Annotated in this window: 14 protein-coding genes and 1 pseudogene; 8 read left to right on the forward strand and 7 right to left on the reverse strand. The window is 53.7% G+C overall.

Annotated features, from left to right (window positions below):
- Positions 1 to 40: 40 nt before the first annotated feature.
- Together rfbD and rfbB are read right to left on the reverse strand one after the other, a co-directional pair.
- Entirely contained in the window at positions 41 to 913 is an 873-nt protein-coding gene (rfbD, locus tag AQS70_RS15305; RefSeq protein ID WP_055103642.1) for a dTDP-4-dehydrorhamnose reductase, read from the reverse strand.
- Between the two features lie 14 nt (positions 914 to 927).
- Entirely contained in the window at positions 928 to 1,908 is a 981-nt protein-coding gene (rfbB, locus tag AQS70_RS15310; RefSeq protein WP_055103616.1) for a dTDP-glucose 4,6-dehydratase, read from the reverse strand.
- Positions 1,909 to 2,219: 311 nt separating this feature from the next.
- Between rfbB and aguA the strand changes: the two genes are divergently transcribed.
- Positions 2,220 to 3,326 (forward strand): agmatine deiminase, encoded by a 1,107-nt coding sequence (gene aguA, locus AQS70_RS15315; RefSeq protein ID WP_055103617.1) that lies wholly within the window; start codon positions 2,220 to 2,222, stop codon positions 3,324 to 3,326.
- A 356-nt stretch (positions 3,327 to 3,682) separates the two neighbouring features.
- Entirely contained in the window at positions 3,683 to 4,966 is a 1,284-nt protein-coding gene (locus AQS70_RS15320; protein ID WP_055103618.1) for an OprD family porin, read from the forward strand.
- 116 nt (positions 4,967 to 5,082) lie between these two features.
- Here the strand turns inward: AQS70_RS15320 and dsdC are convergent, their stop codons facing one another.
- From dsdC to AQS70_RS15345, 5 genes are all read right to left on the reverse strand, one after another.
- Positions 5,083 to 6,027, reverse strand: coding sequence for a DNA-binding transcriptional regulator DsdC (dsdC, locus tag AQS70_RS15325; RefSeq protein ID WP_055103619.1), 945 nt, complete (start codon positions 6,025 to 6,027; stop codon positions 5,083 to 5,085).
- Positions 6,028 to 6,102: 75 nt separating this feature from the next.
- Complete coding sequence (gene dsdA / locus AQS70_RS15330) at positions 6,103 to 7,455, reverse strand: D-serine ammonia-lyase (RefSeq protein WP_055103620.1); 1,353 nt, start codon at positions 7,453 to 7,455, stop codon at positions 6,103 to 6,105.
- Positions 7,456 to 7,665: 210 nt separating this feature from the next.
- Entirely contained in the window at positions 7,666 to 10,077 is a 2,412-nt protein-coding gene (locus AQS70_RS15335) for a TonB-dependent siderophore receptor (RefSeq protein WP_055103621.1), read from the reverse strand.
- A 112-nt stretch (positions 10,078 to 10,189) separates the two neighbouring features.
- Positions 10,190 to 11,125 (reverse strand): FecR domain-containing protein, encoded by a 936-nt coding sequence (locus AQS70_RS15340; RefSeq protein WP_082428124.1) that lies wholly within the window; start codon positions 11,123 to 11,125, stop codon positions 10,190 to 10,192.
- Between the two features lie 11 nt (positions 11,126 to 11,136).
- Positions 11,137 to 11,637, reverse strand: a complete 501-nt coding sequence (locus AQS70_RS15345; protein ID WP_055103623.1) for a sigma-70 family RNA polymerase sigma factor — start codon at positions 11,635 to 11,637, stop codon at positions 11,137 to 11,139.
- Positions 11,638 to 12,122: 485 nt separating this feature from the next.
- On the opposite strand from AQS70_RS15345, the gene AQS70_RS15350 reads away from it, so the two are divergent.
- The 6 genes and pseudogenes from AQS70_RS15350 (at position 12,123) to AQS70_RS15375 (ending at position 16,221) form a co-directional block, all read left to right on the forward strand.
- Positions 12,123 to 12,362 (forward strand): type II toxin-antitoxin system RelB/DinJ family antitoxin, encoded by a 240-nt coding sequence (locus AQS70_RS15350; RefSeq protein WP_055103624.1) that lies wholly within the window; start codon positions 12,123 to 12,125, stop codon positions 12,360 to 12,362.
- Positions 12,352 to 12,638 (forward strand): annotated as a pseudogene (locus tag AQS70_RS15355) (type II toxin-antitoxin system RelE family toxin). The gene AQS70_RS15350 and the pseudogene AQS70_RS15355 overlap by 11 nt, the downstream one beginning before the upstream one ends.
- Positions 12,639 to 13,022: 384 nt before the next feature.
- Entirely contained in the window at positions 13,023 to 13,208 is a 186-nt protein-coding gene (locus AQS70_RS15360; RefSeq protein WP_055103625.1) for a hypothetical protein, read from the forward strand.
- A gap of 16 nt (positions 13,209 to 13,224) precedes the next feature.
- On the forward strand, positions 13,225 to 13,797 hold the full coding sequence (locus tag AQS70_RS15365) for an ABC-three component system protein (protein WP_055103626.1): 573 nt from the start codon (positions 13,225 to 13,227) through the stop codon (positions 13,795 to 13,797).
- Positions 13,794 to 14,315, forward strand: a complete 522-nt coding sequence (locus AQS70_RS15370) for an ABC-three component system middle component 5 (protein ID WP_055103627.1) — start codon at positions 13,794 to 13,796, stop codon at positions 14,313 to 14,315. The genes AQS70_RS15365 and AQS70_RS15370 overlap by 4 nt, the downstream gene beginning before the upstream one ends.
- Positions 14,302 to 16,221, forward strand: a complete 1,920-nt coding sequence (locus AQS70_RS15375; RefSeq protein ID WP_055103628.1) for an AAA family ATPase — start codon at positions 14,302 to 14,304, stop codon at positions 16,219 to 16,221. The genes AQS70_RS15370 and AQS70_RS15375 overlap by 14 nt, the downstream gene beginning before the upstream one ends.
- Positions 16,222 to 16,323 lie beyond the last annotated feature (102 nt).

The raw sequence follows: 16,323 nt of genomic DNA on the forward strand, positions 1-16,323 counted from the left end.
AAAAACTGTAGGAGCGAGCTTGCTCACGATCTGTTGATCTTTAAAATGATTGCCCGGCCATGCACTCGTCGAGTGCAGCACGCCAATCTGGCTGCGTCACGTGCCACTCGCGTTCCAGGCGGCCGCAATCAAGCCGCGAGTTTAACGGGCGAAGTGCGGGCGTTGGATAGGCGCTGGTCGGAATCGGCTCAAGCATGGCGCACGCTTTGCCTTGGACCGCCAAGTGTTGAGCAATGGCTTGGGCAAAACCAAACCATGAGGTTTCGCCCCGTGCCGTCAGGTGGTAGATGCCCCAGGCTGCGGCGTCACCCGTGTGCCAGCGCTCGACCAATGCCCGCGTACTTTGGGCAACCGTGCTCGCCCACGTCGGGGCGCCCACTTGGTCAGCCACCACGCGCAGCTCGGTGTTTTGTGTCAGCAAACGCTGCATGCTCAGCAAGAAGTTTTTGCCGTGGCTCGCATACACCCAACTGGTGCGCAGAATCAAATGCTGCCCGCCCACCGCGGTTATTGCCTGCTCGCCCGCCAGCTTGCTCTTGCCGTAGACGCTCAGAGGGTTAGGTTGATCGTGTTCGGTATAAGGCGCGGGTTTTTGGCCATCAAACACGTAATCGGTGGAGTAGTGAATCAGTGGGATGCCTAACGCCTTGGCTTCTTCTGCGAAAACCCCCGGCGCGGCGCCATTGATTGCAAACGCCAGCCCCGGTTCGCTTTCTGCCAGATCCACCGCCGTGTGCGCCGCCGCATTGATGATCAAGCCTGGCTGGTGGGCACGAACCTGAGTACGAATTTGCTCGGGCTGGCTCAAGTCCAAGTCCTCGCGCCCCAGCACAATCAGCTCGGCCAGACCGGCCAGTTGTTTTTGCAGCTCAATGGCCAGTTGGCCAGTCTTGCCGCTGATTAATATTTTCAACCGCTCGGGTGCGCTCATGCGATCAGGTCTTGTGTATCGGTAAAGCCTAGGCGCTGGCCTTGATAGCTACCGTCTTGGGCGCGTTTACACCACTCTAAATGGTCCAAGTACCACTGCACCGTTTTGACGAAGGTGATCAGGTCGGCGAATTGCGCCACACCTGGCGGGTGTTCAGGCGCTAGCTCTTCGAGCAACGCGCAGATGCTACGGACTACGTCGATATTCTGATGCTGGTTATGGCCACCGATGTTGTAGGTTTCGCCGACCATACCCTCTGTTAACACCGTAAGCAGGGCGCGGGCATGGTCTTCAACGAACAGCCAATCGCGCACTTGCAGGCCATTGCCGTACACCGGCAGCGGTTTACCCGCCAGTGCATTGAGAATGACCAGCGGAATCAGCTTTTCCGGGAAGTGAAAGGGGCCGTAGTTATTGGAGCAATTGCTCACCAGCACCGGTAAGCCGTAAGTGCGGTGCCACGCGCGGACTAAGTGATCAGACGCGGCCTTGCTGGCGGAGTAGGGCGAGCTTGGGGCGTAAGGCGTGGTTTCTGTGAACAAGTCATCGACGCCATGCAAGTCGCCGTACACTTCGTCAGTCGAGATGTGATGGAAGCGAAAGGCACTTTTTGCCGGTTCTTGCAGCGTTGACCAATAGGCGCGGGCGGCTTGCAACAGGCTGTAGGTGCCAACGATGTTGGTTTGAATGAAGTCCGATGGGCCGTCGATCGAGCGGTCAACGTGCGACTCGGCGGCCAAGTGCATGATGGCGTGCGGCTGAAAGCGTTCGATCACTGCGCTGATTGTCGTCTGGTCGACAATGTCAGCCTGTACGAATTCGTAGCGCGTATCCGTAGCGATGCTTTGCAGCGACTCCAGGTTGCCCGCGTAGGTCAACTTATCGAGGTTAAGTACTTCGTGCGCGGTGTTGTTGATTATGTGACGGATTAGGGCTGAACCAATAAAACCGGCGCCGCCGGTCACTAAAATACGCATGTTCATACTCCTATTCCCTGACGGTCTTAAGTCATGTGGAGCATAGCTTGTGAGGATGCGTACCCAGGTGCAAGGGGAGAGCGATCTGCTTATCAACAGACAAGCCCAAACGTTGCCTTTAAGTCGATTTATATCTGTAATAAAGGTATTTTATTGCGGGTTTAATTCGACAATCGGTTTTAATAATAGATATTTATCGGCTATAAAGGCGTCATTCATTGACGAATTGCAGACGGGCGTCCACTGTTTCAGGCCAGTCTGATGGATCTGCCCATTTACTCCTTAATTGCTTCCTTGGAGCCCTGACGGTTATGACGACATTGCACAGTACGCCCCGCGCTGACGGCTTTTACATGCCCGCTGAATGGGCGCCTCAGACTCAGGTTTGGATGATCTGGCCTGAGCGTTCCGACAACTGGCGTTTGGGCGCTAAGCCTGCGCAAGCCGCGCACGTTGCTGTGGCCAAGGCGATCGCCCGCTTTGAGCCGGTGACTGTTGGTGTATCGGCAGCCCAGTACGAAAATGCTCGCGCGCAACTCGATGTCCCGAACATCCGCGTGATCGAGCTTTCCAGCGATGACGCTTGGGTGCGTGACAGTGGCCCGACCTTCGTGATCAACAACAGCGGCGAAGTGCGTGGCGTAAATTGGGACTTCAACGCGTGGGGCGGCTTTGACGGCGGCTTGTACTTTCCTTGGAACCGCGATCAGCAGGTCGGCGGCAAAATCCTCGAAGTGGAGCGAACGTCGCGCTACTACACCGAAGGTTTTGTGCTTGAAGGCGGTTCGATCCACGTGGATGGTGAAGGTACGCTGATCACTACCACTGAATGCCTGATGAACCGCAACCGTAACCCGCACTTGTCCCGTGAAGAAATCGAAGACGTGCTACGTGCGCAACTGGCTGTGGATAAGATCATCTGGCTGCCAGACGGGCTGTTCAACGACGAAACTGACGGCCATGTGGATAACTTCTGCTGTTACGTTGCGCCGGGGGAAGTGCTGCTGGCGTGGACCGATGACGAGCGCGACCCGAACTACGTGCGTTGCCATGAAGCCATGAAAGTCCTGGCCACCACGACCGATGCCAAGGGCCGTTCGTTTGTGGTGCACAAAATGCCGATTCCCGGGCCGATGTACGCCACCCAAGAAGAGTGCGACGGTGTGGATAAAGTCGCCGGTAGCCAAGACCGCAACCCCACAGAGCGCTTGGCTGGCTCTTACGTGAACTTCTTGATCGTCAACGGCGGCATCATCGCTCCCAGCTTTGACGACCCGAAGGACGCACTCGCCAAAGACATCCTGCAAAGCCTTTTCCCACAGCACGAAGTGGTGATGGTGCCGGGTCGTGAGCTGCTGTTGGGCGGTGGCAACATCCATTGTCTGACTCAGCAACAGCCCGCGCCGCACAAGGCGTGATCTGACCTCTTCTCGTGGCATCAGCGTTTGCGCAGGGGGCAAGTTACCCTGCGCAACGCCTCAAACCCTTCGGCGCGAGCCTATGGCTGGATTAACACTGAGGCAGGCGAATCTGCCGGGTTAATCAGCCATTATTGAAATTTAGATAATTCACAAATTTTTCACGAAATTGACACCTTGCCTTAACGACGGATAGGATTCGCGTCAACGCCTGTGGCGATAAGCCATATACCAACTTTTCGAAAGACCCGCCGGGTGTCTCGTGTGGGTCTTTGTGTTTATGTGAAGCAACCACCGCTCAATGTTTCAGCTTGAGTGCCACAGCGCGTCTCTATCTCAGAAATAAGGAAAATAAAATGTTGAAAACACGGATAGGTCTACTCGCTCTGGGCGTACTCAGTGCTACCCAAGCCATGGCTAACGATCAAGCTGAAGCACAAGGTTTTGTAGAAGACAGCCACCTCAATGTACTGGCGCGCAACGCCTACATCAGCCGTGACTACAAACACCACATCCAAGACAAAGCTGAATGGGGCCAAGGCTTCCTCGGCACATTCACCTCGGGCTTCACCCAAGGCACCGTCGGCGTAGGTGTGGATGCATTTGGCATCTACGCAGTACGTCTGGACGGCGGTCGTGGTAAAAGCGGCGCGGGCGGTATCGACTTCTTCAAGCAAGACCATAACGGCAAAGCCGCTCACGACATCGCCAAAGCGGGCGCTGCAGTGAAGTTCCGCATCTCGAACACCGTACTCAAATACGGTGATCAAATGCCTGCTCTGCCGGTACTGATGTACGACAACTCGCGTCTGATGCCAGAAAGCTTCACCGGTACTCTGTTGACCTCCAAAGAGATCGACGGCCTGGAACTGAACGTAGGTCGTTTCACCGAAGAGTCGCGTAAAAGCGCCGAAGCCCGTAACAGCGGCGGCCTGAAAAGCATCAACGTCTTCGGCGGTAGCTACAAGTTCACCGAGAACTTCTCGGCTTCGTTGTACGGCTCCGAGATGAAAGACGAGCTGCGCAAGCAGTACTTGGGCATGACCTACGCACTGCCTTTGGACGACAAACAGTCCCTGACGTTTGACTTCAACGGCTACCGCACCCACGTAGACTCTGGCTATGCGCGTGACGTGCTGAATGTTGACGGCACAGACAACAAAATCTGGAGCTTGGCAAGCACCTACGCCTACGGCGCGCACTCGGTCATCTTGGCCTACCAGCGCAGCACTGGCGAAATCGGCTACCCATACGGCGGCTACCGCAATGCGGGCGGCGTGGGTGACGGTGGCAACACCATCCTGCTGGCCAACTCCTACTGGTCTGACTTCAACGCCAAGGACGAACGTTCGTGGCAGTTGGGTTACGGCTTCGACTTCGGCGCGGTGGGCATTCCTGGCCTGACCTACAACATCGCCTACGTCCGCGGCACCAACATCGACGACGGCTCAGGCCGTGGTCGTGGTACCGAGCGTGAAATCTACAACCAAGCCAAATACGTTGTACAAAGCGGTCCGGTTAAAGACCTGAGCGTGCGTCTGCGTGGCTCGTGGTTGCGCGTCTCCAACAACGCCAGCGACTACAACGTCGGCGGCAACGAAGTCCGTGTATTTGTTGATTACCCAATCAGCATTTTCTGATGCGACGGGCCTGCTAAACAGGTCTGACATCTGAATAAAAAACGCCTCTATTGAGGCGTTTTTTTATGGGTTTTTGCAGCGCGCCGGTTAACGCGTGTGCAAACGAGCAGAAGAGGTTAAAGCGCCGTGTGTTGCGCGCACTCACGCAGCCAATTCATAAACACCTGCAACCGTTTGGGAACGGTATTTTGCGGCGGGTGAACCAGATAGTAGTCGTAATGGCCGCACTGGCTGAAACCGCCAAAAGGCAGTACCAGTTCGCTGCTTTGCACATGCTTTTGCACCAATTGCTCACGGCCGATGGCGATACCCGCGTGATTCATGGCAGCGGTCACGCTGAGATCGCAACGGTCGAAGGTCAGGGTTCGTTTGGGCAATGCCGTGAGCATCTGGTGCTGCTCGGCCCACAGCGTCCATTCGGCGTCGAAGGCCGCGTGATCCCAAGCCAGCGAGTCATGCAAGGTGATGCAGTGCCTCAGGTTGTACGGGTCTTCTTGCAGGCGGTGGCGTTGCGCATATTCAGGGCTGCACACAGGGGCTAGCCGTTCTTGCATCAAGCGCATGCTGGTTAGGCCTGGGAACTCACCATTGGCGTAGTACAAGGCGAGGTCAATGTTGCGGGTGCGAAAATCGACGTTGTCATTGCCTACCCGCAGGTCGAGCGAAACCAGTGGATAGCGCTCAACGAAATCCGCCAGCCGCGGCACCAACCAGCATTGAGCCACTGACGGTCGGACATACAGCGCGATTGGGCCGGCAATGTCAGCCTGTGACGAGTGTTCCAGCGCTTCAGACAACTCGCCCATCGCACCCTGAAGTATCTCGAAAATTCGTTCGCCTTCGTCCGTTAGGCTGACCTGCCGGGTCATACGCTTGAACAGCTTGATCGCGAGTGCCGTTTCCAGCCGATTGATACGGTGGCTCACAGCGCTGGCAGTCAAACATAGCTCTTGCGCGGCACGGGCGAAGCTCAGGTGCCGGGCGGCCACTAAAAAGGTGTGCAGGTTAGCGAACTGGCTGCTGTTGAGCCGAGAACTGATTCGCGGGGGAAGGTTGAGCACGGCGGTTTCTCTAGGGGCTAAACATTCCGGGGGCGGCAAGACGTGCATCTTGCCACATCCGGTTTTGCGCTTGCATCAGCCCTTGCTCAGCAACTCACGGCCCTTGGCCAAGTACGCCTCCATCTCGTTGTTGGGCACCCTATTGCCGCCGGTTGCCCACACCAGATGCGTGGCCTGCGCCATGTTCTGGCTGTTCAAGCCTGCACGTTGCCAATAGCCTTGCGAGTCGGCCAGCACTCGGGTTATGCCAGGCACGCCCGCCAGCGCAGAAGGCTCAAGACGCTGGCCTTCGCTGTGTTCCATCAATGCCAGCAAGCGGTACATTTCTTCGTCGCTGACCGTGTAAAAACCATCCAGCAAGCGCTGCATGGCTCTGCCGACAAACCCAGACGCACGCCCCACGGCCAGACCGTCAGCGGCCGTCACGTTATCAATACCAAAGTCCTGCACGCTGACCTGGTCGTGCAGCCCGGTGTAGACGCCCAGCAACATGCACGGTGAGTGCGTTGGCTCAGCGAAGAGGCAATGCACCGCATCGCCAAACGCCAGCTTTAAGCCGAACGCCACCCCACCGGGCGCGCCGCCCACCCCGCAGGGCAGGTACACAAACAAGGGGTGTTGCGCGTCCACTGTGATGTGGGCCGCCGCCAGCTGTTTTTTCAAGCGTTCGGCGGCCACTGAATAGCCGAGAAACAGGTTGATCGAGTTTTCGTCATCGACGAAATGGCAGGTCGGATCGGCTTCTGCCTGTTGGCGGCCCTGAGCAACCGCCACGCTGTAATCACTCGCGTATTCAATGACCGTGACCCCGTGCGAGCGCAGCGTGTCTTTTTTCCATTGCCGTGCATCTGCGGACATATGCACCGTCACCTGAAAACCCAATGCAGCACCCATGATCCCGATCGACATGCCGAGGTTGCCGGTGGAGCCGACGGCAATCTTGTACTGGCCAAAAAAGGCCCGTGCCTGATCGCTGTCGAGTGACGCGTAGTCATCATCAAGGGTCAACAGCCCGGCGGCCAGCGCTAGGTCTTCGGCGTGCTTGAGCACCTCATAGATCCCGCCTCGCGCCTTGATCGAACCCGAAATCGGCAAATGGCTGTCACGCTTGAGCCACAGGTTGCCCGGCAAAGGCTGTTGATAGCGCTCGCTGAGTGCCTGCTGCAGATGCGGCACGGGAATAATGTCCGACTCGATAATGCCTTGGCTCGCGGCGGTTTGCGGGAACGCACGTTGCAGGTAAGGCGCAAAGCGACTTAGTCGGGCGCTGGCATCGGCAACGTCTGCGGCCGTTAGCCCTACATCACCTAGGGCCTGCTCGACCGGCGCCGCGTTGGGGTTAAACCACGTGGTGGGTTGCAACGCCACCAGTTGGCGAATCAGCGGGTAACTGTCGTACCAGTGTTCACGTGTTTTTCCCAAAATCATGGCGGCTCCTTTTAGACGATCAGGCCATCGAAATCATTGTGCTTTCAGCTATTAAAGAGCACGACGCAGCGCTCTGACAAAGGATGGATTGTCAGGGGGTAGGTGATAGGAGGTCATCTGTAAGAGGGATCACAATCATCACCTCAGGAGGCCGCTTGCCACGCGATTATTCAAAGGTTAAAAAATCGCGCGACAGGCTGTGCGGGAGGGTTAGAAATCCCAGCGAGTGGTAACCATCACGTTACGCGGGTCGCCGTAATAGGCCGATGTATAAAAGCCAATGTTGGTGTAGTAGGCCTTGTCGAACACGTTGTTGACGTTAAGAGTTGCCGACAGGTTTTCGGTAAGTTGATAGCGGGCCATCAAGTCCACGAGCCAGTACGGGTCTTGGGTGAATTTCTCTGAGCTTCTCAAGCCGCTGTTGTACAGCGTCTGCCAGCCAGCGCTCTGCCAGCGTGCGCCGCCACCGAGGGTGAGTTTGTCTAGGTTGCCTTTAAGCTTGTAGCTGGTATAGAAGCTGACTTGGTCTTGCGGCTCCCAGGTAGAGATTTTCTCGCTGTCTTTATCTCGAGCAATTTTGTGGGTGTAACCTGCTTGCAACTGCCACCCGGGGCTGAGTTCACCGGAAATCTCTGCTTCGTAGCCCTTGGTTTTGGATTCGGTAGGGATATACGCAATGTCATTGTCTGGAATGGCGTTGAACACAGCGTCTTGTATCGGTCGATTATTTTCATGCACTTCGAAATAGGCGAGGCTGGTGTTCAGACGGCCACCGAAGAATTCCCCTTTAATACCCAGCTCATAGTTCTTGCCTTCGTTGGGCTCCAACATCTTGCCCGCGCTGTCCAAGTATTCGGTGTGCGGCTGGAAAGTCTCGGTGTAGCTGGCGTAAGTCGAGAAGTTGTCGTTGAGGTCATAGACCAAGCCTGCATAAGGCAAAACTTTGCCATTGGCTTGGCTGTCTCGAGTCCCAGTGACGTGATAGTTGGCGATCCGGGTACCTAGCAACAGGTGCAGTTCATCCATGAGGCTGAAGCGACCTGCGATGTAAGTCCCGGTCTGGCGGGTTGTTACGTTATTGATTCGGGTGGGCTGGTTCCACTGCGGCTCAATGGCTTGGCCGTGCCACTGGTAAAAATCATACGAATTGTCGAAATAGGTGGCCCTGCCGTAGTCCTTGCCTTTCCACTTGGCAATCGACAGGGATTGACCGACCACCAATTGGTGCTCGCGGCCAAGCCATTCGAACGGCCCTGAAGCGTAGACATCAAGGCTGTCACTGGTGGTTTTACCGGTGTACTTTTGCGCCCAGATTGAACTCTCGGTGGCAGTGTCTTGCGAGATATAACCCAACGGCGCGTCATAGCCATTGACCTGGTGGTTGTACTGCCCTTTGGTCACCCAGCCATTGTCAAAGTTGTGTTCCAAGGTGGCGAAGACCGTGCGGCTGTACTGCGCCCAACTGCTCCATTTGGGGCCGTTGTTGAACGAGCGTGGCACGTCCAAGTGGTTGCCCACCGCATCGAACACCGTGCGTGAGCCCGTCCAGCTGGAGCCTTTTGGATCGCTGTCTTGATAGTCAGCGCCCAAGGTCAGCAGGGTATCTTCATCTAGGTCAGCTTCAAGAATGCCGTAGTACACGCTGGTGTCGCGCGAGTAGTGGTCCAGAAAGGAGTGTTTGTCTTGGTACGCCGCCACCGCCCGGCCACGCACGTTGCCGGTTTCAGTCAGCGGCCCGCTGACTGAAACCTGTGTGCGGTAGTTGTCCCAAGAGCCCGCGCCGAGCTCGATGTTGCCCTGAAAGTCCGCGGTGGGTTTTTTACGAATCAGGTTAATGGTGCCCCCCGCGCCACCCGCCCCCGCGAGCAGACCGTTCGCCCCTTTGATCACTTCGACCCGATCATAAATGGCCATGTCGCTTAAGGTTTGGCCCGCGGAATACTGAGTGTCACGCAGAGTGGGAATGCCATCGTATTGAAAGTTTACGATGGAAAAACCGCGAGAGTAATAGTTGGTCCGCTCGGAATCGTAGGTCGATACGGTGATGCCCGGCGTGTGGCGCATCACGTCATCAATGGAGTTAAGCCCGAAATCATCCATCGCTTGGCGGGTGACGACCGAAATTGATTGCGGCGTCTCGCGTGGGGTCAACACCAGACGCGTGGCCGTGGCGATGGTACCCGGGGTGTAAGAACCCGTGCCCTCGGTGACCGATCCCAATTGGTTGGTGGTGACCTGAGTGGCGCCCAACTCCAGCGAGGCTTCACTGTTACGAGCGACCAGCACATAGCCCCCATTGCTCTGACGCTCTGCTTGTAAACCGCTGTTGGCGAGCAAGCGATCCAAGGCTTGATCAACGCTGTACGAGCCTTCGAGCCCGTCGGTTTTGAGATGACGAGCCTGTTCGGTGTCAAACGAAATAGTCACCCCTGCTTGCACGCCGAATTGAGCCAGCGCCTTACCCAGCGGGCCTGCGGCGATCTGATAAACCGTTTGGCTTTGGGCGCACGCAAGATTTGGCATCAGCACCAGACCGGACAGGCTGGTGAGGGACGCGCCAAACACCGCCATGCGAACCGCGCGCGTTATCTGAGTGGTGGCATTGAGGGGGAGCGGGGGCATGCAGTGATCCTTCCGTTAGGCTGGCAGATAGCCGCTGTCATTGCGGCCTGTGTCAAAGACGGATGAGAATCAAAATCAGCAAGTTTAATGGCCGACTATTTTCAAACTAAGATCATGCGGGTTCGACAGTGGCCCAATAGCGCGTCACATAACGCACCTTGACCGCTAAGGTCTTACTCAAGTTTTGCAGCACGGCGTCGGTATCATCCAGACGAAAAGCCCCTGAAATACTCAACCCTTGAACCGCTGGGTCGCAGCGCAGCACGCCAGGGCGATAACGGCCCAACTCCTCGATAAACCTGCCCAAGGGCCAGTCGTCCACGCTCAACATACCCTGCACCCAAGCAGTCGACCCCGCGGGCAAAAGCTCAACAGAGTTCACCCCATCGCGATCAAACGTAACGTGTTGCCCTGCCTCCAGACGCAAAGGCTGATCAACCTGCCGAAGCGGGCGAACTTCAACCGCGGCTTGCAGCACACACACGCGTGTTTGCTCGGGCAATTGGCGAACGCTAAAACGCGTGCCGAGGGCACGAACGCTGCCGTCAGCGGTATGCACCACAAAGGGCCGCTGATCGACAGCCTTGGTGGTCTGAACCAGAATTTCGCCTTGGTACAACTGAATCTGCCGCTGCATTGAATCAAACCGAATATCCAGCGCAGTGCTGACGTTGAGCTCCAGTTGCGAGCCATCATCCAGACGAAGCGAGCGACGCTCACCCGAGGCGGTGCGTTGTTCGGCGAGCACCGAGCGATACGGCACCTGCTCAGCGGCCAGCCATGAACCGCCACCCACGGCCAGCAACATCCCGAGCACTTTCAAAACATCACGGCGCTGTGCCTTCGCGGCGCCCAAACTCGATAACGCCGCTTGCTTGGGCATCATCGACCACTGCTGCTGCAACGCTTCGACGCGTGCCCAAGCAGCGGCATGCTGCGGGCTGGACTGCACCCACGCCAGCCAGTCACGGTGCCGCGCCTCACAGAGCGTCCCGTCATTGAGCTGCACATACCACGTGGCGGCAGCTTCAAGTGCCTTGAGATCCACTGTCGACGCCATCACGGCTCGACCAGCAAAAGGCAGCGGGTCATGGCGCGAATCAGATGGTTTTTCACCGTCGTCACCGACACCCCGAAGCGTTCAGCAGTGGCCACGTAGGTCAGCCCTTCAAGCTGAACCGCCAAAAAAATCTCCCGCGTCCGGCTGCCCAACTCATCGAGCAACGTGTCGATTGCAACCAACATCTCGATGATCGACAAACGCACCTCTGGCGACACCTCCACCGGCTCCGGCATCTGAGCCAAGGCAAACAGATAAGCCTGCTCAATCGTGCGGCGCCGCGACTTATCAATCAGCAGCGAGCGCGCAATCGCACTGAGATACCCACGGGGCTCGCGGATAGGCGCATCAACACGGGCCGTCATCACCCGTAAAAACGTATCCTGCGCCAAATCCGAAGCATCGGCCGCATTACCCAAGCGCACGCGCAACCAGCCTTTCAGCCAACAATTATGTTCGCTGTACAGCCGATGAAGAGCTGAATGATCGAGCCCCGACATGAAGATCCACCAAAAGCGTAAATGGTAATCGCTCTCATTGTCGTGATGGCACGGGTTTAATGCAAGGGGGATTTGTTTGGGGGGCCTTTACAGCTTGCACCAGATACCTGAAGCGCCAGCCTTTACAGCTTTAGGGTTGCAAGTTGCAAGCCTTCAACGGAGGCCGAAGAAGCCCCAATCTTGTTTGGTGTGGCACCAGACGAACGGTATGTTTCGGCGGGGCTAGGTTTTTCGGGCGCCTGGAGTTCGTTGGAAAATTCGGCTTACCCCAACTAGTAACTAAAAATAAATCAGCTAGTTATGGCCTTCAGTGGAATCGAATCGGGGACTAATAAGCTGTGAGCGTGTGCTGTGCTCGGTACGTAGAGTTGCGGGCGATACACCTAACCCTGTGAGTTGTGTAAAAACCAACCGTTTGTAGGCTTGCCCAAATGAGATTTTTACCTCACTGTAAAGACTAATGTCATTACAGTGAGGGCCATCCCATGGCGTCCATCAATGTCCGTATCGACGACGACCTCAAAGCACGTGCTTATCACGAGCTGGAAAAGCTCGGCGTCACCCCTTCTGAACTGATGCGCCAAGCCTTGCAATACGTAGCAGAGCGCGGTCAGTTGCCCTTCAAGCCCGTCCTGATGACCGAGGACGATGAAGCCTTGATCGCAACGGTGCGCGAGCGGCTGGCTAATCCCCAGCGGGTTAAGATTTCACTGGATGACCTATAGCCTCGAATTCGATGCGCGGGCGTTAAAGGAGTGGCACAAAATGGGGATACCGTGCGCCAGCAACTCTAGAAGAAGCTGGCCACGATTCTGGTCAACCCGCGCATTGAAGCCAACCGTCTGCATGCCTTGCCCGACTGCTACAAGATCAAGCTGCGCAGCTGCGGCTATCGGCTGGTTTATCAAGTGATCGACCAGGAGGTCATGGTGTTCGTGGTGGCCGTCGATAAGCGCGAGCGCGAACAGGTTTATCGCAAAGCGGCTGAGCGGTTAAGTTAGCGAGCACGCAGCGTATAAGTGAAAAGCCCGCCGAGTCAGGCTGTATGAAAATGCGAGCATGATTACGGGAGTGGGGCTCCGTGCATCCAGTGGAACGCGATGGCGGCACCAGGAGTCGAAAATAGTAATTAAAATGATATTTTTCAAAGACTTAAAAAATCATTTGTTCCTAGGGTATCTCCATTCGTATCCTTTTCGATTCTCTGTCGGTAAATCCTAGGAAAGAGAAGTGAGGATTGAGCACTCACCTGATGGGTAGTGTGAGCGCTCTAGGAACTGTGCTACGTGAAGTGAGACGCCCTGAGTGTGCACAGTTAGGCCAGCTGTACCTTAAAGAGGCTTCCGTATAGGATGGCATTTTGATGTCTAAAAGGAGCTTTGTTCATGGATGTAATTATGCAGCACCTGTCCGAAATTCTAAGTTTTGTAGCCGGAGCGGCGGGCGGCGCAGCCGTAACCTTCAGGTTTACAAGGAACAGCGTAAAAAATGGAGGGATTATTACCGATCAAAGTAAGGCTCGGGCTGGGGGAGATGTCGTCGGCAGAGATAAAATAACCAGAAACAACTAATTCTGGGTAAGTTGCAATGGTTAATTTTCCAGCTGTTGTTAATCAAAAAGGCGCATCTGCGGGTCTTGATCTTGTAGGGCGTGACAAGATAACTAACTACACCGTGTTGCCTGCCAAGGCAGCTACCAAAATTGAATTGCTGCTCGAAAAGCTGACTAAAGAGATCGACTCAAATGAACGGGTTAGAGATACTTTAGATAGCCTAAGTCGGTTTCACAAAAAGCGTACTATAGATGGGATTGACGGTTTAGAGGCCAAGCTTAAAGCAGGGGGTAGGGAGTATGAAACTTTTGACGCTTTAGAGAAGAAAGAGCTTTTCTCAAAACTACTTGAGCGGTATTCGCATTACGCGTCGGCGCAAGAGATATTGGCTTGTCTATTGGCAAGGGTTGAACATAACTTTCAAAATTTTGTCTATCCGCAGGTCGATGGGTTGTCGATAGTCGAGATTAATGAATTAGTCGATGCTAAGATTATTGAGCCAACTATTACTGACTGTGGTGCCGGGGTTTTATCCATGGATCACAGTGTGGCAATGGGTATGGTGTATTGGCTGGCGGAGCAGTGCTACGTGCGGTGGCATAAATGATCCAGATTACCTTCCAGGCGGCTTTCGACCCATTCCATGCTTTGTTTAGGTTTTTTCGAATTATTGAAATTACCAAAGGATTAGATTCTCTAACCGTAGATCAAATTCGTATTTTGGATTTCTATCTGCTTTACCCGTTCCGCTCTGGAGAGATAAAGCTATTTTCCAAGCATCGGAAATACAAGCGTGTGGCGAGTGATTTTAATCATCTCAAACCATACGGTGAACTGCCTGATTCATTTGTGTTGTTTGGTCGGATGCAAAGTATTCAAATTGCGGCGCTTGATACATTAGTTGCTAATGGATATTTAGATGCCTCAGCGTATGGCCATAAAGGAATAAAGCCAACTGGAAAGATGGCGCCGCCAGAAGTACTTGCTCGTATTAATGAATTAAATGTCGAGCAGTCAATTTTAGTTGAGTTGGTCAAGGTGCTTGCATCTGACTACTCCATCTATGGGCGCGATGGACTGAAAGCCAGAACAGGATTGCTGGAGTATCGATATGACACAGTTTGAACCGGTGCTAATAGTCAGGCGCCTCATTGTCTTAAAAGGGGCTAAGCCTGTATATGACGAGCGACTTCACCCTGGGGTTAACGTAATTCGAGGGGAGAATGCATCAGGAAAGTCTACCATACTTAATTTTATATACTATGGATTAGGTGGGGATCTCACGGATTGGAGCACTGCTGCGCTTCTTTGCAGTCGTGTCTATTTAGAGGTCGAGCTTAATGGTATGGTTGTTACTTTGGCTAGGGATATATCCAAAACGGCTGGCTCTCCGATGGATATATTTAGTGGCGCATATGAACTATCTTTAAAGCAGCCGGCTAATGCATGGAATAGATATCCGTACCGTCGCTCATTAACGACCGAAAGTTTTTCTCAAGCGCTGTTCAGATTACTCGGAATGCCTGATGTTTCTCTGGAGGTTTCAGGCAACATTACAATGCATCAGGTTCTGCGTTTGCTTTACGCTGATCAGTTGAGCCCTGTTGATGAAATCTTTAGGTTTGAGCAGTTTGAGCAAAAAGACACTAGGGATACAATTGGCAGGTTGCTCTGTGGGGCATATACGAACGAGCTGTATGAGAATACTCAAAGCCTAAAGTCTTTGAAAAAAGAGTTTGATAAGATCGATGCTCAATTACGAAGTTTGTTTGTTGTGCTGGGAAAGGCAGAGCAAGAAGTAGCGACCACAGATTGGCTTTCGGCTGAGTGCGAAGAGTTGTTAAAGCAGAGGCGTCAAGTAGAGCAAGAAACTGATGCCCTCGAAAGAAAGATGGCTTCTAATTCTTCTGATCCTATTAGCATGAAGGAACAGACGGAGTGTTACGACTTTGTTAAGAGAAAGCAAGTTGAGATAGCTAAAACTAAGCAAGCAATTCACTCTCTGGTTCTCGATATTGCTGACTCGGATGCGTTTGTTAATGGTCTTAAAGAAAAAGTAAACAACCTCCGAGACTCTGCGGTTGTAGCCAGGAATCTAGAAGAAATTAAGTTTCATTCATGCCCAGCGTGCTTCAGTATCTTAGATAGTGAGGAAGATGCTCTAACTTATGCGTGCCATTTATGTAAGACTCCGTATGATTCGGAGCAGGTTGCAGCTCGGATAGCGGGGCTTGTGAATGAATCTGCAGTACAGATAAAGCAGTCAGAAGTGCTTCAAGGTCGACGCAGAGAGAAATTGCTAAAGTTGGAGGAAGACTTAGAGTCTCTTGGCAAGGAATGGAAATCTTCAGCACAAAAACTGTCTTCCATGCTTGGGCGGCCCTCTACAGAGAATCAGCAACTATTAAGAGAGTTACAGCGTAAGCTAGGCTACATTGATCGAATGATTGAAGATTTTGATCAGAAGTCTAAGATGGCTGGAGTCATTTCAAGCCTTTCGCAACGAAAAACAGAATTGCAGTTAAGGATTACTTCACTTGACGAAGAAAATCTAGGTTTAAGGCGTGCGCAGCAGGATAGGTTAAATCGTGCATATTTATTGATTTCAGAGGAAGTAAAGCATTTACTTCATAATGATCTTCGTAGGCAAGATTCTTTTGAAAATGCTAAGGGTCTTAGTTTTTCGTTTGAGAAAAATCGCTTAACAGTCGATGGTGAAAGTTATTTTTCTGCAAGTTCGCGAGCGATATTGAAGAGCAGTTTTTTTGCTGGATTCACTGCTGCTGCAAGTGAGGAAGAGTTTTTCAGGCATCCAAGATTTTGTATGATTGATACGCTGGAGAACATGGGGGTAGAAGAGGTTAGAAGTCAGAATTTTCAGCGTTTGCTAGTTAATCGCTCCGCCAAGCTTAAGGCCAGGCATCAAATAATTTATGCAACTGCTATGATTGATCCAGAATTGAATAACGCGTCCTATACTGTTGGCCGCTATTCCACTAGGGATGAACCTACTATTGAGCTGTGGAAATAAATGGTTTGACTGTGGCTCTCTCTCTGCTCTGGTGCATGTTCATATGGAAAGAGAGCCCGGAGCGTGCGGGTGCAGATAGATTTAGATTTTACATGGATGGTA

Source organism: Pseudomonas endophytica (assembly GCF_001411475.1).
GTDB classification, from domain to species: domain Bacteria; phylum Pseudomonadota; class Gammaproteobacteria; order Pseudomonadales; family Pseudomonadaceae; genus Aquipseudomonas; species Aquipseudomonas endophytica.

What these genes read in the sequence shown, in the direction of transcription:
- rfbB (WP_055103616.1), bottom strand. Translation starts at nt 1,908, where the DNA reads ATGCGTATTTTAGTGACCGGCGGCGCCGGTTTTATTGGTTCAGCCCTA.
- aguA (WP_055103617.1), top strand. Translation starts at nt 2,220, where the DNA reads ATGACGACATTGCACAGTACGCCCCGCGCTGACGGCTTTTACATGCCC.
- AQS70_RS15320 (WP_055103618.1), top strand. Translation starts at nt 3,683, where the DNA reads ATGTTGAAAACACGGATAGGTCTACTCGCTCTGGGCGTACTCAGTGCT.
- dsdA (WP_055103620.1), bottom strand. Translation starts at nt 7,455, where the DNA reads ATGATTTTGGGAAAAACACGTGAACACTGGTACGACAGTTACCCGCTG.
- AQS70_RS15335 (WP_055103621.1), bottom strand. Translation starts at nt 10,077, where the DNA reads ATGCCCCCGCTCCCCCTCAATGCCACCACTCAGATAACGCGCGCGGTT.
- AQS70_RS15345 (WP_055103623.1), bottom strand. Translation starts at nt 11,637, where the DNA reads ATGTCGGGGCTCGATCATTCAGCTCTTCATCGGCTGTACAGCGAACAT.
- AQS70_RS15350 (WP_055103624.1), top strand. Translation starts at nt 12,123, where the DNA reads ATGGCGTCCATCAATGTCCGTATCGACGACGACCTCAAAGCACGTGCT.
- AQS70_RS15360 (WP_055103625.1), top strand. Translation starts at nt 13,023, where the DNA reads ATGGATGTAATTATGCAGCACCTGTCCGAAATTCTAAGTTTTGTAGCC.
- AQS70_RS15365 (WP_055103626.1), top strand. Translation starts at nt 13,225, where the DNA reads ATGGTTAATTTTCCAGCTGTTGTTAATCAAAAAGGCGCATCTGCGGGT.
- AQS70_RS15370 (WP_055103627.1), top strand. Translation starts at nt 13,794, where the DNA reads ATGATCCAGATTACCTTCCAGGCGGCTTTCGACCCATTCCATGCTTTG.
- AQS70_RS15375 (WP_055103628.1), top strand. Translation starts at nt 14,302, where the DNA reads ATGACACAGTTTGAACCGGTGCTAATAGTCAGGCGCCTCATTGTCTTA.